Source organism: Paraburkholderia sediminicola (genome assembly GCF_046026675.1).
GTDB classification, from domain to species: Bacteria; Pseudomonadota; Gammaproteobacteria; order Burkholderiales; family Burkholderiaceae; genus Paraburkholderia; species Paraburkholderia sediminicola_F.
Genome location: NZ_JAQQEY010000001.1, coordinates 1432032 through 1457969, shown reverse-complemented (window position 1 = coordinate 1457969; position 25938 = coordinate 1432032). Strand labels below are relative to the sequence as shown.

At 62.5% G+C, this 25938-nt stretch carries 21 protein-coding genes; 3 read left to right on the top strand and 18 right to left on the bottom strand.

Annotation, left to right across the window (positions count from 1 at the left end):
• The 11 genes from astA to PQQ86_RS06240 form a co-directional block, all read right to left on the bottom strand.
• Entirely contained in the window at window positions 1-1038 is a 1038-nt protein-coding gene (gene astA / locus PQQ86_RS06290; RefSeq protein ID WP_408265386.1) for an arginine N-succinyltransferase, read from the bottom strand.
• Complete coding sequence (aruF, locus tag PQQ86_RS06285; RefSeq protein WP_408270123.1) at window positions 1035-2093, bottom strand: arginine/ornithine succinyltransferase subunit alpha; 1059 nt, start codon at window positions 2091-2093, stop codon at window positions 1035-1037. The genes astA and aruF overlap by 4 nt, the downstream gene beginning before the upstream one ends.
• 55 nt (window positions 2094-2148) lie before the next feature.
• Window positions 2149-3384, bottom strand: coding sequence for an aspartate aminotransferase family protein (locus PQQ86_RS06280; protein WP_408265385.1), 1236 nt, complete (start codon window positions 3382-3384; stop codon window positions 2149-2151).
• A 155-nt stretch (window positions 3385-3539) separates the two neighbouring features.
• Window positions 3540-4589 (bottom strand): GlxA family transcriptional regulator, encoded by a 1050-nt coding sequence (locus tag PQQ86_RS06275; protein ID WP_408203498.1) that lies wholly within the window; start codon window positions 4587-4589, stop codon window positions 3540-3542.
• 37 nt (window positions 4590-4626) lie between these two features.
• Window positions 4627-5418, bottom strand: a complete 792-nt coding sequence (locus PQQ86_RS06270; protein WP_408265384.1) for an ABC transporter ATP-binding protein — start codon at window positions 5416-5418, stop codon at window positions 4627-4629.
• Between the two features lie 79 nt (window positions 5419-5497).
• Window positions 5498-6211, bottom strand: coding sequence for an ABC transporter permease (locus tag PQQ86_RS06265; protein ID WP_408265383.1), 714 nt, complete (start codon window positions 6209-6211; stop codon window positions 5498-5500).
• 4 nt (window positions 6212-6215) lie between these two features.
• Window positions 6216-6905, bottom strand: coding sequence for an ABC transporter permease (locus tag PQQ86_RS06260; protein WP_408265382.1), 690 nt, complete (start codon window positions 6903-6905; stop codon window positions 6216-6218).
• 1190 nt (window positions 6906-8095) lie between these two features.
• Window positions 8096-9049, bottom strand: a complete 954-nt coding sequence (locus PQQ86_RS06255; RefSeq protein ID WP_408265380.1) for a patatin-like phospholipase family protein — start codon at window positions 9047-9049, stop codon at window positions 8096-8098.
• 21 nt (window positions 9050-9070) lie between these two features.
• Entirely contained in the window at window positions 9071-9622 is a 552-nt protein-coding gene (bamE, locus tag PQQ86_RS06250) for an outer membrane protein assembly factor BamE domain-containing protein (RefSeq protein ID WP_408265379.1), read from the bottom strand.
• A 517-nt stretch (window positions 9623-10139) separates the two neighbouring features.
• Window positions 10140-11330: an acyl-CoA dehydrogenase family protein gene (locus PQQ86_RS06245; protein ID WP_408265378.1), complete on the bottom strand. Its 1191-nt coding sequence runs from the start codon at window positions 11328-11330 to the stop codon at window positions 10140-10142.
• A gap of 22 nt (window positions 11331-11352) precedes the next feature.
• Window positions 11353-12339 (bottom strand): ABC transporter substrate-binding protein, encoded by a 987-nt coding sequence (locus PQQ86_RS06240; protein ID WP_408265377.1) that lies wholly within the window; start codon window positions 12337-12339, stop codon window positions 11353-11355.
• Between the two features lie 197 nt (window positions 12340-12536).
• Here PQQ86_RS06240 and PQQ86_RS06235 point away from each other — a divergent pair, with 197 nt between their 5' ends.
• A complete protein-coding gene (locus PQQ86_RS06235) occupies window positions 12537-13448 on the top strand; it encodes a LysR family transcriptional regulator (protein WP_408270120.1) in 912 nt (303 codons plus the stop codon).
• 19 nt (window positions 13449-13467) lie between these two features.
• On the opposite strand, the gene PQQ86_RS06230 is transcribed toward PQQ86_RS06235, so the two are convergent.
• From PQQ86_RS06230 to PQQ86_RS06205, 6 genes are all read right to left on the bottom strand, one after another.
• Window positions 13468-15069 carry a rhodanese-related sulfurtransferase gene (locus PQQ86_RS06230; RefSeq protein ID WP_408265376.1) on the bottom strand — a complete coding sequence of 534 codons (1602 nt, stop codon included), beginning with the start codon at window positions 15067-15069 and terminating at the stop codon, window positions 13468-13470.
• Window positions 15066-15674: a cysteine dioxygenase family protein gene (locus PQQ86_RS06225; RefSeq protein ID WP_408265375.1), complete on the bottom strand. Its 609-nt coding sequence runs from the start codon at window positions 15672-15674 to the stop codon at window positions 15066-15068. The genes PQQ86_RS06230 and PQQ86_RS06225 overlap by 4 nt, the downstream gene beginning before the upstream one ends.
• Window positions 15675-15707: 33 nt before the next feature.
• Window positions 15708-16781: an ABC transporter substrate-binding protein gene (locus PQQ86_RS06220; protein ID WP_408265374.1), complete on the bottom strand. Its 1074-nt coding sequence runs from the start codon at window positions 16779-16781 to the stop codon at window positions 15708-15710.
• Window positions 16782-16793: 12 nt separating this feature from the next.
• The gene (locus PQQ86_RS06215; RefSeq protein WP_408265373.1) at window positions 16794-17693 is read right to left on the bottom strand and encodes a class II aldolase/adducin family protein; all 900 of its coding nucleotides are present in this window, start codon (window positions 17691-17693) and stop codon (window positions 16794-16796) included.
• An 11-nt stretch (window positions 17694-17704) separates the two neighbouring features.
• A complete protein-coding gene (locus tag PQQ86_RS06210; protein ID WP_408265372.1) occupies window positions 17705-18784 on the bottom strand; it encodes an LLM class flavin-dependent oxidoreductase in 1080 nt (359 codons plus the stop codon).
• A gap of 368 nt (window positions 18785-19152) precedes the next feature.
• Window positions 19153-20702, bottom strand: a protein-coding gene (locus tag PQQ86_RS06205; protein ID WP_408265283.1) for an IS3 family transposase whose coding sequence is annotated in 2 segments (ribosomal slippage) — window positions 19153-20228 and window positions 20228-20702 — 1551 coding nt in all. Because the reading frame shifts where the segments join, the coding sequence is not laid out codon by codon here.
• Window positions 20703-21689: 987 nt separating this feature from the next.
• On the opposite strand from PQQ86_RS06205, the gene PQQ86_RS06200 reads away from it, so the two are divergent.
• Window positions 21690-22685 carry an LLM class flavin-dependent oxidoreductase gene (locus PQQ86_RS06200; RefSeq protein WP_408265371.1) on the top strand — a complete coding sequence of 332 codons (996 nt, stop codon included), beginning with the start codon at window positions 21690-21692 and terminating at the stop codon, window positions 22683-22685.
• Window positions 22686-22954: 269 nt separating this feature from the next.
• Here the strand turns inward: PQQ86_RS06200 and PQQ86_RS06195 are convergent, their stop codons facing one another.
• A complete protein-coding gene (locus PQQ86_RS06195; protein ID WP_408265370.1) occupies window positions 22955-24109 on the bottom strand; it encodes an alpha/beta fold hydrolase in 1155 nt (384 codons plus the stop codon).
• A gap of 510 nt (window positions 24110-24619) precedes the next feature.
• Between PQQ86_RS06195 and glgC the strand changes: the two genes are divergently transcribed.
• Window positions 24620-25885, top strand: a complete 1266-nt coding sequence (gene glgC / locus PQQ86_RS06190; RefSeq protein WP_408265369.1) for a glucose-1-phosphate adenylyltransferase — start codon at window positions 24620-24622, stop codon at window positions 25883-25885.
• Window positions 25886-25938 lie beyond the last annotated feature (53 nt).

Below are 25938 nucleotides of genomic sequence, written 5' to 3'. Positions count from 1 at the left end.
TCATCCTTGTTTGTGTTTCAGCGGCAGCACCCGAACCGGGTCGCCTGCCTTGACGTCGAGTGCGGCCGCCTCGGCGGCGCTCATGCGGAACACGCCGTCTTGCGGCACGCCCGCGGCCACGCCCACGCGAAAATCGCCCAGCGACGTATTCGATATCATCGAACGCGGTGCATCCTGCGGCGCGCCCGCCGGCACGTTAGCGATCTCGACCGGCACCACCACGCTTTCGCGCACCGTGCGCAAGTCGGCGATATGGCATTCGAGCACCGGGCCCGCATCGAAGATATCGACGTGATTCTCGTAGCGCAGCCCTTCCGATTCGAGCATGCGGCGCGCCGGAATCGTGTCGTTATGCGTGAGGCCGACGCATTCCTGCGCCTCTTCCGGCAGCAGTTCGACATACACCGGATAGCGCGGCATCAGCTCGGCGAGAAACGCTTTGCGGCCGTGCGAACTCAGATAGTCCGCCGCATTGAAATCGATCTGGTAGAAATGCGAGCCGACCGCACGCCAGAACGGCGAGGTGCCTTCCGCGTCGAAATGGCCGCGCAATTCCGCGCACAAACGCTGTGGAAAGCGCTCACGAAACTGCGCGAGAAACATGAAGCGCGAACGCGACAGCAAACCGCCGACGCCGCTCGTGCGGTAACGCGGGCTCAGGAACAGCGAACACACTTCGGCGTAACCCGTCAGGTCATGCGAAATGTTCAGCGCACGCATGCGCGTCCAGATCCCGAGGTCCTGGCTCGCGTGCACCACCGTGCTCACGCGATAGTTGTAGAACGGTTGCTGCAGACCCACTGAAGTTTCGATGCCGCATACGCCGGCCACGTCGCCGGTATCGGTGTCTTCCATCACGAAGAAGTAACCGGCTTCGTGCGGCTCGGCCTTGTCTTCCATCGTGCGGCGGGCACGCTCAACGCGCGCCGCCAATGCATCGCGATCCGGCTTGAAGGTGGTGAGGCCGGGACCGGTCTCCTGCGCGAGCCGCATGAGCGCGTCCACATCGCCTCGTTGCACAACACGAACGACGATCATCGTGCGTCTCCCGTCAATTCTTCCTGATGCGGCTGATGCAGCGGCACGCAGCGTACCGCGTCGCCCTCCTGCACGCCGAGTGCGGCGCGCGCCGTATGCGACAACGACGCGCCGGTCGCTTTATCGCCCGACAATGTATCGAGCACGCAGCGAAACTCACCGTCCGCACCGTTATGCGCGATCAAATATGTCGAGCCCTCGGCCGCCGCGCCGGCTTCGCGCACCACACGTGTTTCATTACGCGTCACGCAGGCGCTGCGATCCACCTGCGCCGTCAACACCGGGCCTGCGTCGAAAATGTCGATAAAGCGGTCCGTCTCGAAGCCTTCTTCGAGGTGAATGTCATACGCGAGCAGCGCCTTCGAATCCGGCTCGCCGAGCACCCGCTGCGCCGCTTCCGGCAGCAAGGGCACATAGATCGGATAGGTCGGCATCACTTCGGCGATAAAGGTGCGGCTGCGACCACCCGATTCGATTTCGATGTCGGCGAAATTGCGACCGAAGAACTTGCGCCCCACTGCTTCCCAGAACGGCGACACGCCTGCGTCGTCGGTGACGCCAAGCAGCAGCGAGAACACTTCCGGCGTGAAGCGCTTGCGATTCGCGGCGATATACATCATGCGCGCCCGCGACATCAGATGCGCGGCCGCATCGCCACGCAGCGACGGGTCGATGTAGAAGCCCGCCAGCCTGCTCTTGCCCGTCAATTCATGCGACATGGTCAGCGCATGAATCTTGCGGTTCACGTGCAATTCACGCGACGCATGAATCAGCGCGTCATTGCGAAACGCGTAGAACGGGTCCGAGTAACCGGCTGCGGCGACGATGCTCGCCGTGCCCATCAGCTTGCCGCTCTGTGCATCCTCGAGCACGAACAGATAGAACTCCTCGCCCGGAAAATCGACATCCGCGCGAAACGAGTCTTCCGACAACGCGACGCGCGCTTCGAGCGCGCCCCGGTCGTGCGGCAGCGAATGCAGCACCGGTTGCGCGGTGCGCGCCATATGTTCGAGCGCATCGAGATCGGCGAGGCGGCCGGGGCGTACGAAGAGCATCATCGTTCCTATTGAATGTGACGCATGATTCAGCGCTTCAGCGCGGTGGCGCGGTTCACTTCGACGCCGCTTCGGTCTTTGCGCCGACGATCTCTTCGATCGCCTTCGCGAGACGCGCGAAGCCTTCATACATATCGTCGAGCGGCATGATCAGCGACGGTACGAAACGCAGCACGTCCGGACCCGCCATCAGCATGATCACGCCGTGCTGACCCGCAGCCGTGACGAAATCTTTTGCGCGGCCCTTGAACGCATCGGTCAATTCAGCACCGATCAACAGACCCTTGCCACGCACTTCCTTGAACAGGCCAAAGCGTTCGTTGAGCTTCGCGAGTTGGCCCTTCAATGCTTCGCTGCGCGCACGCACGCCTTCGAGCAGCTTCGGATCGCTGACCAACTCGACCACCTTTTCGGCGATTGCTGAGCCGAGCGGATTGCCGCCGTACGTCGTGCCATGCACGCCGACCTTGAAGTGTGCGGCCAGTTCGTTGGTGGTCAGCATCGCGCCGATCGGGAAACCGTTGCCGAGCGCCTTCGCGGTGGTCAGAATGTCCGGCGTCACGCCGGTGTCCTGATAGGCATAGAAATAGCCGCTGCGGCCCACACCCGTTTGTACCTCGTCAAAAATCAGCAGTGCGCCGTGCTCATCGCAGGCTTCGCGCAGCGCCTTCAAGAACGCCGGATCGGCCGGGATCACGCCGCCCTCGCCCTGGATCGGCTCGACGATCACCGCGCAAGTCTTCGCGCCGATCGCTTTCTTTGCGGCTTCGATATCGTTGTACGGCAGATGGATGATGCCGGCTGGCACCGGGCCAAAGCCTTCCGAATACTTCGGCTGGCCACCGACGCTCACGGTAAAGAACGTGCGGCCATGGAACGACTGCGTGAACGAGATGATTTCGACCTTATCGGCGCCGTGACGCTCGAACGCGACGCGGCGTGCCAGCTTCAGCGCGGCCTCGTTCGCTTCCGCGCCCGAGTTGGCGAAGAACGCACGGTCGGCGAAGGTCAGTTCTTCGAGACGTTTGGCGAGGCGCAGCACCGGTTCATTGGTGTAGCCGTTACCGATGTGCCACAGCTTGCCACCCTGGTCGTGCAGAACTTTCAGCAGTTCAGGATGGGCATGACCGAGCGCGGTGACGGCGATACCGCCGGCGAAGTCGATATAGTCGCGGCCTTGCGTATCCCAGACGCGTGAGCCGAGACCGCGATCCGGCACGAAGGCGGCGGGCGAAAACACCGGCACCATCACTTCGTCGAAGGTCTGGCGTGTCACAGTCAGGTCGTTCATGGCGAATCCTCGTTACAGGTGAGAGGTAATACACGTAGTGTAGGAAACCGCACGCGATACGTCTTGCGCATACGCGACGCTTTCTATGAGCTTCCGGCGGATATGTCGCGTGCAGTTCGCAGACTGCGCGCTTTCCGGCCGCTTATTCCGCCGGGTTATTCCGCCTGGTCGGGCCGTTCGATCAACGCGGCCGGGCGCGGCTCACTGGCCGCGGCGCCGGTCGCGCCGGTCTGCTTGTCGATCCAGTTACGACGATCCTCGCGTGGTGTGACACCAAAGCGTTCGCGGTAAGCATTCGAAAAATGCGCCGCCGACGAAAACCCGCAAGCAAGGCTGATCTGCACCACCGATTTGCTGGTGCGCTGCAATTGCGTGCGCGCTTTCGACAACCGCAACCCCAGATAGTATTTGGACGGCATCGAGCCGAGGTACTGACGAAACAGGCGCTCCAACTGACGCCTCGAGACACCGACGAGGCCCGCAATTTCATCGGTGGTCAACGGGTCTTCGATATTCGCTTCCATCAGCATCAGTGCATCGTTCAGACGCGGATGACGCTCGCCCGGTGCGGTCACGTACGGAATGCGCTGACGCTCTTCGCCCGCGCGCAATACGCCGACGCCGAGCGTATCGGCAATCCGGTCCGCCAATTCGGGCCCGTGATCGCGGCCGATCATCGCCAGCATGAAGTCGACGGTCGCTTGACCGCCCGCGCAGGTGGCGCGATCTCGGTCGATTTCGAAAATCTGTTGGGTGACGATCGAGCGCTCGAACTGCTCGGAGAACTGCTGATAAGTTTCCCAGTTGACGCTCACGCGATAGCCGGACAACTGCCCCGCCATCGCGAGCCACCAGACGCCGTGATGGATTCCGGTGACGAGCGGCGTGCGCTGCCCAACGCGCGACAAACTGGCGAGAAACAGCCGATAGTCGGCGAATTGCTGGAACCGTTCGCTGACGATGATCAGCCAGTCACACGAAATCGCATCGCCGAAGGCGGCATCGGCCGGCCATTGCGCGCCGCCCGACAAAGGCACCGCGCGGCCGTCCCACGAACACACCTGCACGCGGTACAGCGCCCGGCCATCGATTTCGTTGGCGAGATTGAGCGCGTCGACGATCGGCCCGACGCCCGACATCGACACCGGCGGCAAGGCGACGATGGCGACCTGCGTAGTGCGAGCCGGGTTGGACGTGCGAGCCATCACTTGTCAGTAAAACGCGGAATGCGCGAGCCGTGCGTTACTTCAGGCTGCCGGACAGGAACTGCTTGAGCCGTTCGCTGCGCGGCGTAGTCAGCACTTCAGCGGGCAAGCCCTCTTCTTCGGTGCGGCCCTGATGCAGGAACATCACGTGATTAGACACGTTGCGCGCGAAGCCCATTTCGTGCGTCACGACGATCATCGTGCGGCCTTCTTCGGCGAGCTTCTGCATCACTTTCAGCACTTCGCCGACCAGTTCGGGATCGAGCGCGGAAGTGGGTTCGTCGAACAGCATCACGTCAGGGTTCATCGCGAGCGCACGCGCAATCGCGACCCGTTGCTGCTGACCACCCGACAGATGTGACGGATACTGCTTTTCCAGACGCGGCGCGAGACCGACCTTCTCGAGATATTCGCGCGCCCGTTCTTCGGCTTCGCGACGCGACATGCCGAGCACATGAATCGGTGCTTCGACGATGTTCTCGATCACATTCATGTGCGCCCACAAGTTGAAGTGCTGGAACACCATCGCCAGTTTCGTGCGGATGCGTTGCAGCTGCTTGTGATCGGCCACTTCGAGATTGCCGGCGCGGTCGGCTTTGGTCTTGACCATTTCACCGTCGACGACGATCTGCCCCGCGTTCGGCCGCTCCAGAAAATTGATGCAGCGCAGGAAGGTACTCTTGCCCGACCCGCTCGCGCCGATGATGCTGATCACGTCACCCTTGTTGGCGTTCAGCGACACGCCTTTGAGCACTTCGTTGTCGCCGTAGCGCTTGTGGATGTTCTGGACGGCGAGCTTGCAAGCTTCGGTTTGAGTCGTGTGGAGCAAGATGCTCTCCCTTTGAAAATACGGATCAATCTACGTGACGGCGCGAACCCGCCGCGCCGCTCAATCGAAACATGCCTGCTCAGTGCGTGCGCACCGCCAGGTAACCCAGCCAGTGACGCTCCGCGCGGCGGAACAAGGCCACCAGCGCGAACGACACCGCCAGGTAAATCAGCGCCGCGAGGCCAAACGCGTCGAACGACTGATAGGTGGCGGAATTCGCATCGCGCGCCACCTTCAGGATGTCCGGCACCGTGGCGGTAAACGCAACCGTGGTGGCGTGCAGCATCAGGATCACTTCGTTACTGTACAACGGCAGCGCCCGGCGCAGCGCGGACGGTATCACAATGCGACGGTACATCGTGAACCAGCTCATCCCGTAGGCGCGGGCCGCTTCCACTTCACCGTGCGACGTCGAACGGATCGCGCCGGCGAAAATTTCGGTGGTGTACGCGCAGGTATTCAGTGCGAAGGCGAGAATCGCGCAGTGGAAGCCGCTGCGGAAAAATGCGTCGAGCAACTGATGCGAGCGCACGAATTCGAGGCTGTACATGCCGGTGTAGATCAAGAGCAGTTGCACGTACAACGGCGTGCCGCGAAACACGTAAGTGTAGAGACGCACCGGCGTCGACAGCCAGCGCTTCTTCGATACGCGCGCCACCGCGAGCGGAATAGCCATGAAAAAGCCGATCCCGATCGACGCCACCAGCAGCCACAGCGTGACCGCCAGACCGGACATGCGCTGACCGTCCCAGTACAGGAACGCGCGCCAGAATTGATTGAGAATGTCGATCATGGTCTTAGAGCTCCGCGTGGCGTACGCCGATGGAATAGCGCTTTTCCAGCCAGATCAGCACGAGATTCGACGCGGTGGTGATCGCCAGATAGATAGCCGCGGCGACCAGAATGAAGAAAAACATGTTGAAGGTGCTCTTGCCGGCGTCCTGGGCGGCTTTGACGACATCGGCGAGACCGATGATCGACACCAGCGCCGTGGCCTTGACCAGCACCTGCCAGTTGTTGCCGATGCCGGGTAGCGCGAAGCGCATCATCTGCGGAAACAGGATGCGCGTGAATACCCGTGCGCCGCTCATGCCGTAGGCACTGCCCGCTTCGAGCTGGCCACGCGGCACAGCGAGAAACGCGCCGCGGAAGGTTTCGGTGAAATACGCTCCGTAGATGAAGCCGAGCGTCAGCACGCCGGCCACGAACGGATCGATATCGAACTGCGGCAGATTGAGCGCATCGGTGAGATTGTTGACTGCGATCTGGATGCTGTAGAACAGCAGCAGCATGAGCACGAGGTCGGGCACCGAGCGGATCAGCGTCGTATAGCCGGTTGCGATTGCCCTGAGCGGGCGGTTGAAGGAGAGTTTCGCCGCCGCGCCCGCGAGGCCGAGCAGCACGGAGGCTGCCAGCGACAGGACGGACAGCTCGATCGTCTGGATCGTGCCGGCCAGCAACACCGGACCAAAGCCGTAAAGGAACACGCGTGTCTCCATCCAGGTTTTATTGAGGATGTCATGGATGGGGTCGGGTTATGCCTGCCCGACTCATCCGGTATGGCGCGGAGTCTCGCAAGCGGAAATTAATTTCTCAAAGAGGTGGTGAGGGGGTGCTGCGGTGCAGCAATTGGGGTATTTGCCGCGGCTGGGCGCTGGCAGGGCCTAGTTTTGCGGGGGATATGGGTTTGTAAGGTGCGTGACTCGCTGTCAGCGCTGCCTCGATTTAGCAAGTTTCGGGTCGCTTTTTCGATATAGGTTGGGGCCTGCGGCGCGTCTTGTTTGTCCGTGTTCTTCGGGCTTTGGGCTTTCCTTGTTCTGGCTTTGGTGCCTTTCCTTGTTCTGGGTTTGGTGCCTTTCCTTGCATTGTTAGTGGTCTATTAGTGTTGCCCCTGTGCGGGGCGGCACTTACTTTCTTTGCCGCCGCAAAGAAAGATAAGCAAAGAAAGCGGCTCAAACCGCGAATGCTAAGTGGGGCCCGCGGTCTGCTACGGGTAGTGGTGCATCTGGAATCCGTGTTCTCGCACATTCCTCGCTAGTGACAAAGGTGTCATCAGCTCCCACTCCGCACTACGTGCGTCGCGGACGGGTCTGCATAGGAAACCACGGGCTTCGGTTGGCGTAGCGGGGCCGTCGGCTTCGCCTCGGCGACGCGTCTCTGCATCCACGCGGGAACCCCCACTTCAAATGATTTGTCGGTGTACTGAAACACGATCACGATCACGATCACGATCACGATCACAGCCGCAGTGGCAATGGCAATGGCCGTTCCAATCGCAATCGCGGTGGCGACGGCAGTGCAATGACAAGCACGGTCCGGTGGCGAGCCGTGAGCGCCAAAACGCAGCGATCGGTTTTTGAACTGCTCTTCGGCGCGCGCAGCGCCGCCGGAAGTATGACGCCCTTGTCACTAGCGCATGCCGGTGCACGAACCCAGATTCCAGATGCACCACTACCCGCAGCAAACCACGGGACCCACTTAGCATTGGCGGTTTGAGCCGCTTTCTTTTGCCTACTTTTCTTTGCGGCATGCAAAGAAAAGTAGGTGCCGCCCCGCACAGGGGCAACGCTAATAGACCACTAACAATGCAAGGAAAGGCACCAAAGCCAGAACAAGGAAAGCCCAACGCCCCAAGAACACTGACAATGCCGCCGCAAAAGGCAAAAAAACCAACCCCTCATTCAATCCCCAGCCGAGCCCGAATCGCCGGCAACATATACTCAACCGCCGCGCGCCCTTCTTCTATAGCCGGCCCGGCCCGGTGAAAATCAAAAATCCCCATCCCGCCCAGCCGTGGCTGAATCAGAATATCCGCCGGCTCACCCGCCAGCCGGCTCCGCGAAATCCGCACCTGCATGATGTCGATGCTCTGCGCAATCGAACTCAGCATCGACGGCACCCGCGCACTCGGCGCCGGCGCCACACGCACATCATCGGAAGCGCGCCCCTCGGTGGGTGCCAGCCAGCGTGGCCAGGGCTTTCCATTGCGCCGCAGCGCGACCGGCGGAGGTGCATCGGGATCCAGCGCCGGCGTCTCGACCGCCGCGCCACCAAAATCGCGCCCATTCAGAATGTCGTTGTTCAGATCGACCGCGATCACGCAGTCCGCCCGCATGCCGCGCGCCACCGAAACCGGCACCGGATTGCTCAGGCCGCCATCCACCAGCCACACACCGTTGTGAAACACCGGCGTGAAAATCCCCGGAATCGCAATTGAGGCGCGCACCGCATCGACCACGCTGCCGTCCTGCAACCAGCTCTCGCGCCCCGAATCGAGTTCGGTGGCCACCGCCGCGAACGGTACATTCAACTGCGCGATCGAGCGGCCGTCGAATTTGTCCGCGAATATCTGGATCACCTTGCGCCCGCCAAGCAAGCCGCCCGAAAAACGCAGATCGAGTAGCCGCACCACTGTTTGCCAGGTGAGCCGCGAAACCCATTCTTCGAGCCAGTCGAGATCGCCGTTTGCATACACGGCGCCGACCAGCGCGCCGATCGACGTGCCGCACACCACATCTGGCTTGATGCCCGCATCGAGCAACGCGCGAATCGCGCCGATATGCGCCCAGCCACGTGCGGCACCGCCTCCCAACACCAGCCCGATCCGGCTGTATCGACGTCGATGTATCATGTGTTTCCCGCTTTCTATCGACTATCGCCCACGTATTACGTCCGAGCGCGATGTCGTGTACACCTTCTGAAATTGATCGAAGTGCACGTTGAAAATGCCTTCCTCGGTCACGCCGCCCTCGCGCCATTTCCAGCTCCATACGGTCTCCGGCTTGAGCGGAAACACGGCGGTCTGGCCAGGCTTGCCGAGCAAGCGGCGTACCTCTTCTTCGGTCATGCCGATGCGAACCTTCCCGAAGTTGTCGGCGGTCAGCACCTGCGTGATTGCTTGCAATTTGCCGTCACGGTCGATGTCGACCATGTACGTGTTCAATCCTTGCGGGCCGCGCGGATATTCGAAGCGCTTCGAACCGTCGGTAAACGTGCGCTCGGTTTCCGGCTTGCCCATCTGATCGCGGATCTGCGCCTCGGTGGTAATGCCCGGCGTCATATTCTTGAGTAGCAACGCATCCGGCTTGACTGCGTTGAAGAATTCCTTGAGTTTTTGCACGGCGCGGTCGCTCTGTTGGTCGTCGCAACCGGTCAGTGCAACGCACGCGGCCAGTATCGCGACAGTAAGCAGTTTGAGGCTCACAGCGAATTTCCTGTACGGACACGAAGCGGCAATTCGCCCGCATCCCGTTGTGTAGGGTGTACTACAGGATAACCGCGTGCGAGAAAAACCGCGAGTGAGGCAGGCAATGCGCTCAAGGGCCGCCGTGCGGCGTGGTTTGCGGTGGAATGCGAGAAACCGTCTCCACAAACAAAAAGGCGACGCTGTGCAAAGCGTCGCCAAGTCGGTCGATACGGTCAAACCGGAAACCAAACAGCGGCTGAACAGCCGCTTGAAACGCAGCATCGCGGACGACGCGCAGCGGTCCGGTCCCGGGCGAAGCGGTGAGAGACCTTGGCCTCCGACCTTGCGCCGTCGCCGGAATGGCGGACCGCTGCTTGTTTGGCCGCCCTGGTCCCTCGATAAGCCCTTCAAGTGCAGCTAATCTAAACGGATCGGCGAATTTAAACGAGAGCGCGTTTACACCGAATCGGCAGAGGATTTGCAGTGAGTTGCGCAGGCGCTGCGCCCGGCGTGCACGGCGGTCGCGCAGTTCCCCCTACGCGCGGACAAACGCAGCAAAACCCGCGCGCCCTGCCCCCTGCAGCACCGAATCGTTCTGCGGCGTATGAATCCGCGCGCACAGCACGTCGCGATAGTGACGCTCGAGCGCATTGTCACGACTCAGGCCGGGATTGCCGCTCGCCTCGACGGCCAGTTGCACCGCCTCGATGGCCTGATTCGTCACCGTGTATTTGACGAGCGGCGCTTCATCGAGTGTCACGCGTTCAGTGTGTGCGCTTGCGTCGAGCAGCACGCGATTGCTGAACAGCAGCGCGTCGATGCGACCGAGCGTCTGCTGAAACGCGGGCAGGCTCGCGAGCGGCGCGCCGAGATTGCCGGGCGTGCGTTCAGCGGCCCATTGTGCGAACCAGTCGCGCGCCGCCCGCGCGACGCCGTCATACACCGCCGACAACAGCACGCTCATCCACGCGAAGCCAAGTGCATCGAGCCCGGCACCCGGCTCGCCGGGAAGAAGGACGTCAACCGCGTGAGCATCCGGTACGAACACGTTGTCGAACACGAGCTCGTGACTGCCCGTGGCTCGCATGCCGAGATGATTCCACTCGCCGCCGACCCGCACGCCCGGGGCGTTCCGATGCACCAGCCACACGCCGACGCGCGGCGGCGTCTCGTCGCTGCGCGCCCATACCGCAAGCCAGGTGAGACCTGGGCTGCCGGTCGAGTACAGCTTGCTGCCGTCGATGATCCAGCCATCGGCGCTGCGCTTCGCGATCGTCGATGGCAAACCGCCGCGTGCCGGCGTGCCCAACTCGGGCTCGACACGCAGCGAATTGATCAACGCGCCATCGCGTACCGCTTCACGCGCCACACGTTCACGCAGTTCGACAGGCCAATGCGGATTGCCCTGCAAGCGATGATGAAACAGGTATTGCATCACCAGCACCAGTGCCGTGGACGGGTCGCCGCGCGCCACTGCGCGCACCACCCTCAAGGCCTGCGGCAAGCTCGCACCCGCGCCGCCAAGCGACGCGGGCACCGTCAACGAGAGCAGATCGAATTCGTGCAAGCGCGCCAGATTGGCGTGCGGAAATTCAGCTGTGCGGTCGTAGTGAGCCGCACTGGCCGCGAACTCGCTTGTGAGCCGCGCAAGCAGTGCGTCGAACGCATCGCTATCGAGTGGTGGGTGACGGCGTGTCACCGCGCTATCGGCAATCGGGGCGTTCATATGAGGACTCCGGCAGGCCGCATCAAGGCAGTGGGAAGCTGCGATCGAAGCTCGTACGCACGTCGAGATGCGCACGAATCACGTTGGCGGCTTCGTAGGTATCGGCGGTGCGCTGCTGCGCGGTGACGACGCTGTCGTCGATCGCCACCGGATGCACCTGGCCGCGCTGATAGACGGTTTTCAGCACATCGGTCGGCAGACCGGTGACTTTTGATTGCATCGCCGCCACCTCGTCGGGATGCGAAAGCGCCCAACGCTGGCCGATCGCCACGCGTCGCAGGAAGTCGGCGAGTTGCACGCGCTTGTCCGCGATCGCGCGTTCGGTCGCGACCTGATAGCTGAGTCCTTCGGACAGGCCGACGCCGTTGGCGATGATGCGATCGTGATCGCGCGCTTCGCCGAGTGCCGTGTACGGATCCCACACCGACCATGCATCGACGCTGCCCGACGCAAGCGCCGCCTTCGCATCGGCGGGTGCGAGAAACACGAACGTGACGTCGCTGACCGGCACGTTGGCCTTCTTCAACGCGACGAGCGCGAGATAGTGGCCGATCGAACCGCGCGTCGTGGCGATGCGTTTGCCCTTCAGGCTCGCTGCATCGTTCAACGGCGATTGCGCGCCGACGACGATCGCCAGATCCAGCGGATTCGACCGGGTCGCCGCGACCGCGCGTACCCGGGCGCCGGCTGCGAGCGCGAACACGAGCGGCGCATCGCCGAGTCCGCCGACGTCCACCGCGCCGGCGTTCAGCGCTTCGCCAAGCGGTTGCGCGGCAGGAAAGTTGAACCACTCGATCTTGTACGGCAAGTCTTTGAGTTGTCCGGATGCTTCGAGAATACCGCGTGTTTGCAAGGCCTGATCGCCGACTTTGAGCACGGGTAGATCCGCTGCATAAGACGGCGTTGCGCAAAGCGTCGCGCACAGTGCGAGCACTGCCGCGCCGAGTGGTTTGAGCAACGCGCGTTGCAAGACGGATAAGGTGGAGAACGAAGAACTAGAAGTCGTCATGGCGGCGATTACGTCGTGGCATCCAGATAATGTGCTATCGACGATAAGGCACACATCTGTATAAGACAAACGCATTATTCTGCTAAGCAAATATGCGAATTTTCTTGACCGGCGAGGCTTGCGCGCACATCGATACGGGTATCATCGAACGCACGAATCTTGCGCCTCGCAGCGCACTCATCAAGTCACCGCTCATCATGAAGATCGACGAAATCGACGCATACGTCACCGTCATTCGCTGTCAGTCGTTGCAACAGGCAGCGCTCTCACTCGGCCTCACGCAACCGGCGATCACGCGCCGCCTGCAGAATTTCGAAGAGGCGCTCGGCGTCGAATTGCTCGATCGCAATACACGTCCGCTCAAAGCGACGGCAACGGGCCGCATCGTCTACGAACAATGCCGCGTGATTCAGCGTGAACTCGACGTGCTGCGCGAGATCGTCGCCACCGACACTCCGCCGGTGGGCACGCTGCGCCTCGGCGTCGCACAGACCATCGCCGATATCGCGCTGACCGATGCGATGCGCGGCCTCAAGTCGGCCTATCCGGATCTGCAGGCGCGCGCGTCGACGGGTTGGGGCAGCCAGCTTCTGCAACGCGTCGAACAGGGCGAACTCGACGCCGCCGCGATCCTGCTGCCGAGCAACAAGACCTTCGACGAGATCTTGTCGGCCCGCTCGCTTGGCCGCATCAAACTGGCGGTGGTCGCGCAGAAAGGCATACTGAAAAAGCGCACGCATACGTTGGCGGAATGCCAGTCGATCGGGTGGGTGTTGAATCCGGATGGATGCGGCTTTCGCGACGGCCTGCAACGCACGCTGACGGGTCTCGGGCTCGCACTCAAACTCAATCTGGAAACGCTCGGCACCGAATTGCAGTTGCAACTGGTCGCCGACGGCAACGGTCTCGGCCTCGTGCCCTTACCGCTGCTGCACGCCAGCGCTCACGCGAACGCACTCGATATCGTGTCGATCAGCGACTTCAAGCCGCTCATCGATATCTGGCTCGTGCATCCGCGCGTGCTGGGTAAATTACAACAGCCGGTCGAGCGCTTCGGCGCGGCGATCGAGCGGCAATTCAAGGAAGCGCGGGCGCAGCGCGCGGCTTGAGCCACGCGCCGAGTGCCCATCAGATCACGCGAAAACCGTGCGTACCATCGCGCCCAAGCTGGGCAACGAGGCCATACTCCCACTCCAGATACGCGTTCATCGCTTCGCGCGCGTTATCGGTTCCCTCATACGGACGACGATACCGATCGATACGCGGCGACGCCAGCCGCGTCTCACCGCTCTCCACGGCAAAGCCCGCTTCGATCCACGCGTTCGTGCCGCCGGCCAGCACCTGAACCGGCTTGCCCGTCAGCGCCGCCAACTCCGGCGCGGCAAAGCGCGCGAGCAGACTGCTGCCGCAGGTCACCACATAACGTTGCGCATCCGGCAGCTTGCGCAAGGCTTCGGCGAGTTGCCCACGAATCGCGAACCAAGCGCCCGGAATATGGCGCTTCACATAGTTCGCGCTGGTCGTGAAATCCAGCACGACGGTGCCCGGCGATTGCAGCAGCGTCACCAGTCCGGCCGCCGTGATCTCTTCGACAGCAGGCGGCGTGGGCGCAAGGCGCGCAGCGGGCGCGGCGCCCTTTTCGCTGAAGTCCGCGTTGCCCAGGCCGTCCACCACATACACCTCGACGTTCATCTGCGCGAGCCACGACGCGCTCATGTTCGCGCGCACGCCGTCGTTATCAGCGAGGATCACTCGCGCGCCGCGCACCGGCGCGAACATATCGGTCTCCTGCACGAGTTGGCCGCCCGGCGCATTGCGAAAACCGGGCACGTGGCCCGTTTCGTATTCTTCCGGCGTACGCACGTCGAAACGATAGACGGTGCGTACCGCTTCATCCGCCCAGCGACGCGCTTCGTCGCGCGACGTGCGGCCTACCCTGGCGTGATCCGCCACCCCGCGCGCGGAATCGGCGGCGGCGAGGCGAAGGGTGTCGTCGACAATCGGCTCGAAGCGGCGCGAGCTGCCGTGCGCGAGCGCCTGACCGGCAAGCGTCCAGCCGATGGTGCCATTGCGCAGCGCCGCAACCGGATTCGGCACGCCCGCATTGATCAGCGACTGCGCACCGATGATGCTGCGCGTGCGCCCCGCGCAATTGACGATGATCCGCGTGGCGGGATTCGGCGCGAGCTGGCGTGCACGCAGCACCAGTTCAGCGCCCGGCACGCTGATGCTGCCGGGAATATTCATGGTCTGGTATTCGTCGAAACGGCGTGCGTCGAGCACCACCACATCGGCTTCGTGATCGAGCAGCGCGAGTACTTGCGGCGCGCCGAGCGACGGCGTATGGCGCTCGCTTTCGACCAGTTCGCCGAACGCCTTGCTCGGCACGTTGACGTCCTGGAACAGCTCACCGCCCGCTTCGCGCCAGCCTTGCAAACCGCCATCGAGCAGCGCGACATCGGTATAGCCCAGCTCGCTCAACCGGCGTGCGGCACGTTCGGCGAGCCCTTCGCCGTCGTCGAACACGACGACCGGCACGTCGCGGCGCGGCAAGCGCGCCGGCGCTTCCAGTTCGAGCCGCGAGAGCGGCAGGTTGGCAGCGAACAGCGGATGACTGCGCGCGTGCGGATCCTCCTCACGCACGTCGACGAGCGCGATTTCCTCGCGCTCGAGCAGTGCGCGGCGCACGTCTTTAAATGATCGGATACGGAATTCTGTAGCGAAACTCATGAGATCAGGGACTCCTTCGAAACATTCCAGATATTCGGCAACACATCGTTCGAGTAGCCGGAGATAAAGGTTTTACGGCCTCCGCCGGCTGGATAGACGGAACGCGTCACCGCGCCAATATTTCCACCGTACACGTGAATGCTGATCGACGTACGATCGTGAAAAGCATTACTCACACGATGGATATCGCCGATGCGCGGCGAGACGGCATCCACCGCGCCGGCATCGAGGCGCTTTGCCTCCCCTTCTTCTTCCAGCGCGCCGCGTGACGTGATGCGATAGTCCTGAGCAATTTCCGCACCACGCAACACGCCGATCAAACCCCAGACGGTGTGGTCGTGGACCGGCGTCGACTGGCCCGGTCCCCATACAAAACTTACGATCGAAAAACGCTGCTGCGAATCCGCGTGCAACAGGAATTGTTGATAGCGCTCGGGATCGGGCTGCGCAAAGGCGTCGGGCAACCAGTCGTCGTGGGCGATCAGCTCGCGCAGCGCGGCACCGCCGGCTTCGAGCAGATGCGCTTCGGGCGCGCCCTCGTCGACGAGCGATGCAATCCGGCCGACGAACGCGCGCAGCCGGTCCAGTCTCAAAGCTTGAGTCATCGAATGTTCAGAATGTGGGTTGACTTGAATCGGTCACGCACCGCGGGCGAGCGCGGCGTTGAAGGTGTCGGTCCATAACGGTGCGACGTCGACATGCCGGTCGATGACCGCGGCGCGCGCGAACGTATCGGCAACCTGCTGCTCGCTGGCGATGTCCGCCGCCGTGACGCCGGTCACGCGGCGCGCCTGGCTCTGGTTGCGATACAACGAACGGATCGCCTCTTCGGGCACCCGCAACTCCGCGGACAGCACCTTGGCGTAGGCGTCCTGATGCTGGCCGAACCACGTGCAGGCGCGTTGCAGCCGCACCAGCAGATCCGCGGACGCGGCCCGCCGTTGCGGGTCGGCGAGCACCGACGGATGCCCGTAGTACAGGTAATTGCCGGACAAATAGCCGTTGGCGTTTTTCAGCACGCGCGCCCCCGCTTGAGAGATCGCAAGCGGCACGTTGTAGCCGTAGATCGCCCAGGCATCGAGCGAACCGGCGTTGAAAGCGGCAAAACCATCGCGCGGCGCGAGCGAGGTGGCCTGAATATCGTTGAACGACAGCCCCACCTCTTCGAGCATGCGCAGCAGGTAGTAATGTGTCGTGGTGGCGCGCAGATAGCCGACGCGTTTGCCCTTCAGATCGGCGATCGAGCGGATCGTCGAGCCCTTCGGGACCAGCACCACCTGATTGTTGACGTCGTCCTTGTAGACGGCGATCACGCGCACCTGAGCGTTCTGCAGCCGCGCGAAGATCGGTGGGATTTCGCTGCCGGAGGCGATATCGAGCGAGCCGCCGTTCATCGCCTCGACCATCGCGTTGCCGGACTGGAATTCTGACCAGTCGATGGTATATGGCGTATCGGCGAGGCCTGCGGTTTTCAGCAGCGTAGCGTCGCCGCCTTTATAGGTTGCGACGCGCAAACGGACTTTGCTGAGATCGACAGGCGGATCGGTTTTCTCGCTTGCTGCCGGCGTGGCTGCTGCTGCGGTTGTCGAAATCAAACCTGTGCCTGCTGCGCCGAGGAATGAGGCTGACAGCGCGACTGACAGCGCGCCCGGCAGCGCGGAAACGAGCCGGCGGCGCCGGAGCGACATCGGCGAATCGAAACGTTGGGTCATCTTATGGAGTGCTCAGGTAAGGACGTCAGGCTCGGCTTCGACCAGCCCTTCCAGCAGGCTCTGGAACGCAAACAGCGCACCACCCGGGCGGCCGACCTGCTCGTGCGTGAGCGTGGCGACGTCGTGCGGGATGGCTTGCGGCGAGCCGGCGGCTTCGGCGAGCAATTGCGCATGGCAAGCGTTATCGAGCGCGATATACCACCAGGCAGCCGCCTCGACGCTCGGACCCGCCGTCAGGATGCCGTGATTTCTCAGGATCACCGCCTTGCGTTCGCCCAGCGCCGCGGCGATGCGCGCACCTTCATCGGTATCGAGCACCACGCCACGGAAGTCGTCGAACAGGGCGTGGTCCTGATAGAACGCGCACGAGTCCTGCGTCAACGGATCGAGCGTGCGGCCGAGCGTCGACCATGCCTTGCCGTAGAGCGAATGCGTGTGCGCGGCGGCGATCACATCCGGACGCGCCTCGTGAATCGCCGCGTGAATCGCGAAGGCCGCCTGATTCACCGGCCCCTCGCCGACCACGATCTCCCCTTCTGCATTCACCAGAAGCAAATCGGACACGCGAATGCGGCTGAAATGCTTGCCGAAAGGATTGACCCAGAAGTGATCGGGCCACTCCGGATCGCGCGCGGTGATGTGGCCGGCGAGACCCTGATCGAAGCCATAACGGGCGAACAGGCGAAACGCCACGGCGAGCCGTTCCTGCCGATAGCGCCGTTCCGCCGCGATGCTGGCGCGCGGCGGGATGTCATCGAACCAGAATTTGCGGAGCGGCGCGTGACGTTGGAGCGGAGGCGTAGCCGCGGTGTTTTGCAGCGTGGGGGCACTTTGCGGCGCCGGGGTGTCTTGCAGCGCGCCGGTACTTTGCGACTCCGGGGTGTTTTGCAACGCGGCGGACAGATCGGTCATCGTGGCTCCGTTCAGGCGGCCACGCGCTCGACGCGCGCGATCCGTTCGCGGGTGGCCGGAATCAGTTCGCGGCCATAGTCGACGGCGTCTTCGAGCGGATCGAAGCCGCGCACGAGGAACGTCGACACGCCGAGCGCGTAATACTCCGCGAGTGTTTCGGCGACCTGTTCCGGGGTGCCGACCAGCGCGGTCGAATTCGAGCGTCCGCCGATTTCCTTGGCGACGCCGGTCCACAAACGTTCATCGACGCGATCCGATTCACCCGATGCCGCGAGCAGCCGCCGCGCGCCTTCGCTTTGCGCCGGGCCGCCGACGCCGAGTCCTTGCGCCGCGCGCAGTCGCCGGGTTTCTTCGAGGATGTGCTCAGCGCGCTCCCACGCGGCTGCTTCGGTAGCCGCGAGGATGGGCCGGAACGACACGGAAAAGCGCACGTTACGGCCATGTTTAGCGGCTTCGGCGCGCACGCGGGTGACCTGTTCGCGCACTTGCGCCTTCGACTCGCCCCAAAGCGCGTAGACATCTGCATGACGTCCGGCGATTTCGAGCGCGGGCGCGGATGCGCCGCCGAAGTAGACGGGAATATGGGGTTGCTGCACCGGCTTCACTTCAGAGAAGCCTTGTTCGAAACGATAGTACTGACCGTTGTGATCGAAGGGTTTCGCTTCGGTCCAGATGCGGCGCAGGATGTGCAGGTATTCGTCGGTGCGGGCATAGCGTTCGTCGTGCGACAGGTAATCGCCGTCGCGGCGTTGTTCGGCGTCGTCGCCACCGGAGATGATGTGGACGGCGAGACGGCCGCCGGAATAGTGATCGAGGGTTGCCAATTGGCGCGCGGCGAGCGTGGGCGAGACGAAGCCCGGGCGATGGGCGAGCATGAAATGCACTTTGCTCGTGACGCTGGCCGCGTGGGCGACGGTGAGGAGCGCATCAGGACTCGTCGAATGATGCGGCACGAGGATGCGGTCGAAGCCCGCCGCTTCGTGAGCGCGGGCGAATTGCTCCACGTAGTCGATGTCGATGATGGGTCTTTGCGGGGCGTGGGTCTCGGACACCTTGCGGGTCTGGATCATGCCGATGAATTCGATGGACACGGTGGTGTCTCCCAGGGTGGTTTTTTTTGCCCGGCGGGGCGGTGGCTTTCTTGAATGGATGCGGTGCTCTGTTCGAGGGGATTAAGGTAGCAGCGCTACATGCGGTTGTTAAATATTGATCGGACATATCTATATCGGAATTGCATGTAAAGGTGGGGGGTTGGCTACGCCGGGATTTTTTTGTGTGTGCTTGTGGTTTTGGGGTTTTCTTGAGTTGTTTGTCTGCTGGGCGCTTGTTTGTCAGTGTTCTTAGGGTGTTGGCCTTTCCTTGAATTGTTAGTGGTCTATTAGCGTTGCCCCTGTGCGGGGCGGCACCTACTTTTCTTTGCCGGCCGCGGTGTGTGTCAAGGTAGTTGTCGCCTGAACCGTCACGCTGCCTGCTTATACATTTGGGCTGAGGCCGAGGCCCGCTCCGGATTCAGATAGACCGCGTCTGCCAGATGCCAGTTGCGGATGGCCCCTGACCAGCGCGCCGGGTTTTGCATGCGTGCGCTCCGGTACAGCGCACGCCGGCGGGCCAGCAGGTCGCTGGCTTCGCCGCGATGCCGTTGCGCCGGGCTGACATACTTCAGGCCGCTGTGGCAGTGCTCTTCGTTGTACCACTGCACGAAGCGCTGCACCCATTCCCGGGCTGCCTCCAGCGTGTCGAACGGCTGCTCGGGCCATAACGGACAGTACTTCGCCGTGCGGAACAGCGACTCGGCAAAGGCGTTGTCGTTACTGACGCGCGGCCGGCTGAACGAAGGCTGCACACCCAGATCAATCATGGCCGCGCGCATCGTGGCGCCTTTCATCGCACTGCCGTTATCCGAATGCAGCACCAGCGGACGCCCGGCGATGCCTTCGCGCAGACATCCCTTGGCTAGCAGCACGCTCGCGTGCTCGGCCGACTCCTGCTCCCACACTTCGTTCATCACCAGCTTGCGGCTGTAGATGTCCTTCATCATGTACCAGTAAAAGTACCGGCCCCTGACCGTGGTCGGCATCCACGTAATATCCCAGCACCACACCTGGTTCGGACCATCGGCACAATGCGTCGTGAGTGTGCGTCGTTGCGGGGCCTTCGCGCGTCCTCGACGCTGGCCCTGTCCTGCCGCTTTCAGTACCCGGTAAAACGTCGATTCGGAGGCCAGATACACGCCCTCATCAGCCAGTTTCGGCACGATCTGGTGTGGCGTCAGGCTGGCGTATGCGGGCCGGTTCGCCGCATCAAGCACGGCCTGGCGCTCGGCCTGACTCAGTTTGTTGGCCGGAGCCTGGCGGGTGGCTAGCGTACGGCCGTCCTGCGGCGCCTCGCGCCAGCGCTGGACACTGCGCACGCTAATGCCCAACTGCTCGCACGCACACGCACGGCGGGCTCCCTGCTGCACCGCTTCATCGATCAACTGCATGGCTTCATCGCGATCCGGGCTGCTGATCAGTCGTCCTCTTCCTTGCCCCAGATCGCTTCGGCTTTTTTTCGCAGGTTCAGCAACGCCGCCGCCTCCGCACGCGCAGCGTCGCTGCGCTTGAGCTGGCGTTCCAGTTCACGGATGCGCTTGTGGGCAACCTTGGCTTCATTGCGCTGCGCAGCTGTGGGTTTCGTTTCAGGCGCGCTGTTGGCCTGTTCGCACGCCTCGCGCCACTGCCGGATCTGCTCCGGGTAAATGCCCTTGCTGCGGCAGTACTGTGAGGTCTCGATCTCGTTCAGCGACGCCGTCTCCAGCACCACCCTGAACTTGTCGGCGCTCGACCACCGATCACCCGTTTTGCCATTGCCCGGCATGAATTCTCCTGCCTGTCTTGCACTTTGCCGCCAGGCGCGCAGCGTCACTGTCGTGATGCCCGTCGCCCCAGCCAGCTCGATTACCGCACGATTGAACGGTGGCATCATCTGTTTGATTACCCACTCCCGGGTTTCCGCTGAGTAGCGCTTCATCTTCCATTCGCTGTCCGCCCCCCATCTTTACACCAATCGGTTCGGATGAGGCGACAACTAGCCTGACATGGAGGGCATGCCGCAAAGAAAAGTAGGCAAAAGAAAGCGGCTTAAACCGCTCATGCTAAGTGGGCACCGTGGTCTGCTGCGGGTAGTGGTGCATCTGGAATCCGTGTTCTCGCACATTCCACGCTAGTGACAAAGGTGTCATCAGCTCCCACTCCGCACTGCGTGCGTCGCGGACGGGTCCGCGGGGGAAACCACGGGTTCGGTTGAGGTTTGTGGGGCCGTCGGCTTCGCCTCGGCGACGCGCCTCTGCATTCACCCGGGACCCCCTGCTTTAAATGATATGTCGGTGCGCTGAATCACCGCCCCTCTCAGTCGCAGTCACATCTGCCGATGCCGATGCCGTTCCAATCGGAATGGGATGGTAATGACGGTGCAATGACAAGCCACGGTCCGGTGGCGGGGCGTGGGCGCCAAAACGTAGCGGGTGGTTCTATGAAGTACGCTTCGGCGCGCGCAGCGTCGCCGGAAGTATGACGCCCTTGTCACAAGCGCAAGCAGGTGCACGACCCCAGATTCCAGATGCACCACTACCCTACGCGAACTACGGTCCCCACTTAGCAGGAGTGGTTTGAGCCGCTTTCTTTTGCCTACTTTTCTTTGCGGCAGGCAAAGAAAAGTAGGTGCCGCCCCGCACAGGGGCAACGCTAATAGACCACTAACAATGCAAGGAAAGGCACCAAAGCCAGAACAAGGAAAGCCCAACGCCCCAAGAACACTGACAACAAACGCCGCGAGGGCAAACAAGATCAAGAAAAAGCCAACACCGTAGGTAAACAGACAAACAGAGCGCCACCGGAGGCACCCACCGATAACCCCCTTCCACGAACGTGGACATCCCCGGACGATCAGCAGAAAACCAAAACCTTTGCCACAATGCCCCATCGCGCGAAAGCGCCCGAAACAGCAAACGAACAGAAAATGATCCCCTTCTCGGTCCTTGACCTATCGCCAGTCATCGCAGGCGCCACCCCCGCGGACGCGTTCAAAAACACTCTGGACCTCGCCCAGCACGCGGAAAACTGGAACTACCGCCGCTTCTGGCTAGCAGAACACCACAACATGACCGGCATCGCCAGCGCAGCCACCGCTGTCGTGATCGGCCATGTCGCCGGTGGGACGAAGAAAATCCGTGTCGGCTCCGGCGGCGTCATGCTGCCCAACCACGCACCGCTCGTCATCGCGGAACAGTTCGGCACCCTCGCCTCGCTCTATCCGGATCGCATCGATCTGGGCCTCGGCCGCGCACCCGGTACCGATCAAAGCACCGCCCGCGCGCTGCGCCGCGATCTGCAAAATAGCGCGGAGTCGTTCCCCGACGACGTCGTCGAGTTGCAACGCTATTTTGCCGATCCCGTGCCAGGTCAGCGTATTCGCGCAGTCCCAGGCGCAGGCCTCCATGTGCCGCTGTGGCTGCTCGGCTCGTCGCTGTACAGCGCACAACTGGCGGCGGCACTCGGTCTGCCGTTCGCGTTCGCGTCGCACTTCGCGCCCGATCACATGTTCACCGCGCTGAAGGTCTATCGCGAGCAATTCCGTCCGTCGGCGACGCTCGACAAGCCGTACGCCATGGTCGGCGTCAATCTGTTCGCCGCCGATAGCAACGAGGAAGCGCGACGTCTGTTCACCTCGCTGCAACAGCAGTTCGTCAACCTGCGGCGCGGCACGCCCGGTCAGTTGCAGCCGCCGGTCGAGCGGATCGAAGCGTCGGAGACGGAGTTGAACGGCGTCGCGCATTCGCTCGCCTGCTCCGTAATCGGCGATCGCGATACGGTCCGCGAAGGACTGCGGTCTGTCATTGATCAGACCGGTGCGGATGAATTGATGCTGACCGCCCAGATCTACGATCACACAGCACGGCTGCGCTCGTTTGAGATCGGCTCGCAAGTGCGTGAAGAGTTGGGTGCCGGTAAGTAACAACACCTGCAAGTAACAAAAAAAGGCGGCCTGTATCAGCACAGACCGCCCTTCTTTTTTCGTCGATCGGCTAGCTGCCCTGAGTACACGAGCATCAGGTTGCCCAGCCGCAATGCTCACCGCGCCCAGTCAGCGCCGTGCGAGTTCGAACTCAGTTCCGAACTTCAAATCAAGCTCATACGTTGAGTTCTGGCCTCGGCTAAAGCGCTTCAACTCAATCTCATGCCATAGCTCCGGTTTAGGCCCAAGCTCAAACGCGCGCCAAAAACTCACCGATTAGCCGGCACCGCAGCCAAGCCATCAAGCAGCGCCTTATGAAACGCCTGCGGGTCCTGCATCTGCGGCGCGTGCCCCAAATCGGCGAATTCGACGAGCGTCGCGCGCGGGATCGCCTTCGCGGCGGCCTTGCCTAGTTCGGGGTAGTGGCCGATCTTCGCGCGCACGTCCGGCGGCGCCGCATCCTTGCCGATCGCGGTCGTGTCCTTCTGGCCAATCAGCAGCAGCGTCGGCATGCTCAGATGGCCGAGCTCGTACACCACTGGCTGCGTGTAAATCATGTCGTACAGCAACGCGGAATTCCACGCCACGATCTGTTTGCCGGGGCCGCGGTACATCCCCGCCAGCATCTGTACCCACGGCTCATAGTCGGCGCGCCACTGGCCGGCGTAATAGGTCGCCTGCTCGTAACGGCGAATGCCGTCCGCAGTCGTTTTCAGCTCGCGCTCGTACCATTGGTCGACCGATAGCGACGGCACACCCTTCGCCTTCCAGTCCTCGAGGCCGATCGGATTGACCAGCACCAGTTGCTGCGTTTCATGCGGATACATCAGCGCATAGCGGATCGCGAGCATGCCGCCGGTCGAATGGCCGATCACGGTCGCGTCGGTCACGCCGAGCGATTCGAGCAGCGCATGCGTATTGCGCGCCAGTTGCTGAAAGCTGTACTGATAGTGCTCGGGCTTGCTCGATTTACAAAAACCGATCTGATCCGGTGCAATCACCCGATAGCCGGCGTCGCTCAGGCGATGAATGGTCGCGTCCCACGTCGCCGCACAAAAGTTCTTGCCGTGCAGCAATACAGCTGTGCGGCCGTTTGCGTGCTCCGGTTTGATATCCATGTACGCCATGTGCAGCGCCACGCCTTGCGAGGTGAAGTCGTATTGCTCGACCGGCGCCGGATAGTTGAAGCCCTGCAACTCAGGGCCGTACGCCGGACCGCTGTTATCGACGGCAGCAGCCGGAGTGGCGCTGCTAGCCGCGGGACCGGGCTGGGCGTGAGATCCACCTGAACCGCCCGAATGCCCCGAACTGGCCGCACTACCCGCAACGGCTCCACTGACCGGCGTGGCGGCGAAAGCACCAGGCGCAGCGGTTAGCGCGCAGGCGCTCAAGATGGCGAACAAAGACTGACGGCGAAAATTCATCGATCGTTTCTTGCAAAGGGAAATTGGCGGGAAGCATGCAGGCTCCGGGCGCTGGAAAGCAACGCCCGCACCCCGTTCGGAGCGGACGATTCTACGACGCGCCGTCGGACTCTGCTGCCGCGCGGGCAGACTCATGGCAGCGCCGACCGGTGTGGCACGCATATTGCCGCGCTTCGCCTTACGCCCTATGTGTCGTGCCGCACGGATGCGTCCCGCGCAAGGGTTGATCGTTCGCAAGGCGGCCGCGCGAGTTGCATCCGCACAATTCAGACTATTCGCCGGCGGCAAATCGGTGCTAGAACTAGCAGACGGGCCCGCGAAGACGAAAGCCGCCTGGCAGCACGAATCAATAACGCAGAGCGAGATAACAAGACCACCCGGGGCATACCAATCAGCAACTATCTTGCAAGGGACCGGAGTAAGCGCTTTGTATGGGACCAGAGTAAGCGTTAAAGCGCCAACTCCGGCCGACAGCTAAAGCGCCAACTCCAGTCAACAAAGGAGACAGACATGGAAACTCCGGCACGGCTGAACGATCTGCAACGCACCACCCTCGCCATCGTCCTCGCGGGCGGACGGGGCACGCGGCTCGGGCCGCTCACGAACAAGCGCGTCAAACCAGCAGTGCACTTCGGCGGCAAGTACAGGATCATCGACTTCGCGCTCTCCAATTGCCTGAACTCCGGCATCCGCCGCATCGCGGTGGTCACGCAATACAAGGCGCACTCGCTACTGCGCCACCTGCAGCGCGGCTGGGGCTTCCTGCGTGGCGAGTTCGGCGAATTCATCGACCTCTGGCCGGCGCAGCAACGGGTGGAAGGCGCCCACTGGTACCGCGGTACGGCGGATGCCGTGTTCCAGAATCTCGACATCATCCGCTCGATCCGGCCGAAATACGTGGTGGTGCTGGCGGGCGACCACATCTACAAGATGGATTACACGCGCATGATCGCGGATCACGCGGAAAGCGGCGCGGATTGCACGGTCGGCTGCATCGAAGTGCCGCGCATGGACGCTGTGGCCTTCGGCGTGATGCATGTGGATGAAAACCGCCGCGTGACCGGCTTCGTCGAGAAACCCGCCGATCCGCCCGCCATGCCGGGCCGCCCGGATTCGGCGCTCGCCAGCATGGGCATCTACGTGTTCAGTGCCGATTACCTGTATTCGCTGCTCGAAGAGAACATTTCGAGCGTCGATACCGATCATGACTTCGGCAAGGACATCCTGCCGCGCGTCGTCACGCAAGGCACGGCGATCGCGCATCCGTTCAGCATGTCGTGCGTGTCGTCAGATCCGACCGTCGAGCCGTACTGGCGCGACGTCGGCACGATCGACGCCTACTGGGCCGCCAACCTCGATCTTGCCTCCACCATCCCGACGCTCGACCTGTACGACCGCAACTGGCCGATCTGGACGTATCAGGAACAGTTGCCGCCCGCCAAGTTCGTACGCGATCTGAAAGGTCTGCAAGGCACCGGCAACAATCTGATCGTGTGCGGCGGCTGTGTGATTTCCGGCTCGCAGATTTCTCGTTCGGTGTTGTCGTCGAACGTCAAAGTCAGTTCGTTCTGTAATATCAATGAGGCAGTCTTGTTGCCGCAGGTCACCGTCGGCGCGAGCTGCCGGCTGCAGAAAGTCGTGATTGACCGCGGCTGCACCATTCCGGACGGTACGGTGATCGGTGAAGATCCGGCGGCGGACGCCGAACGCTTCTATCGCACCGACGACGGCGTCGTGCTGGTCACGCCCGACGCACTGCGGCAGAAGGGGACGTGATCGTCGCCAGGGCGGCAAACCGAACGGGCTGGCGGAGCCGGCCGCCCGTCTTG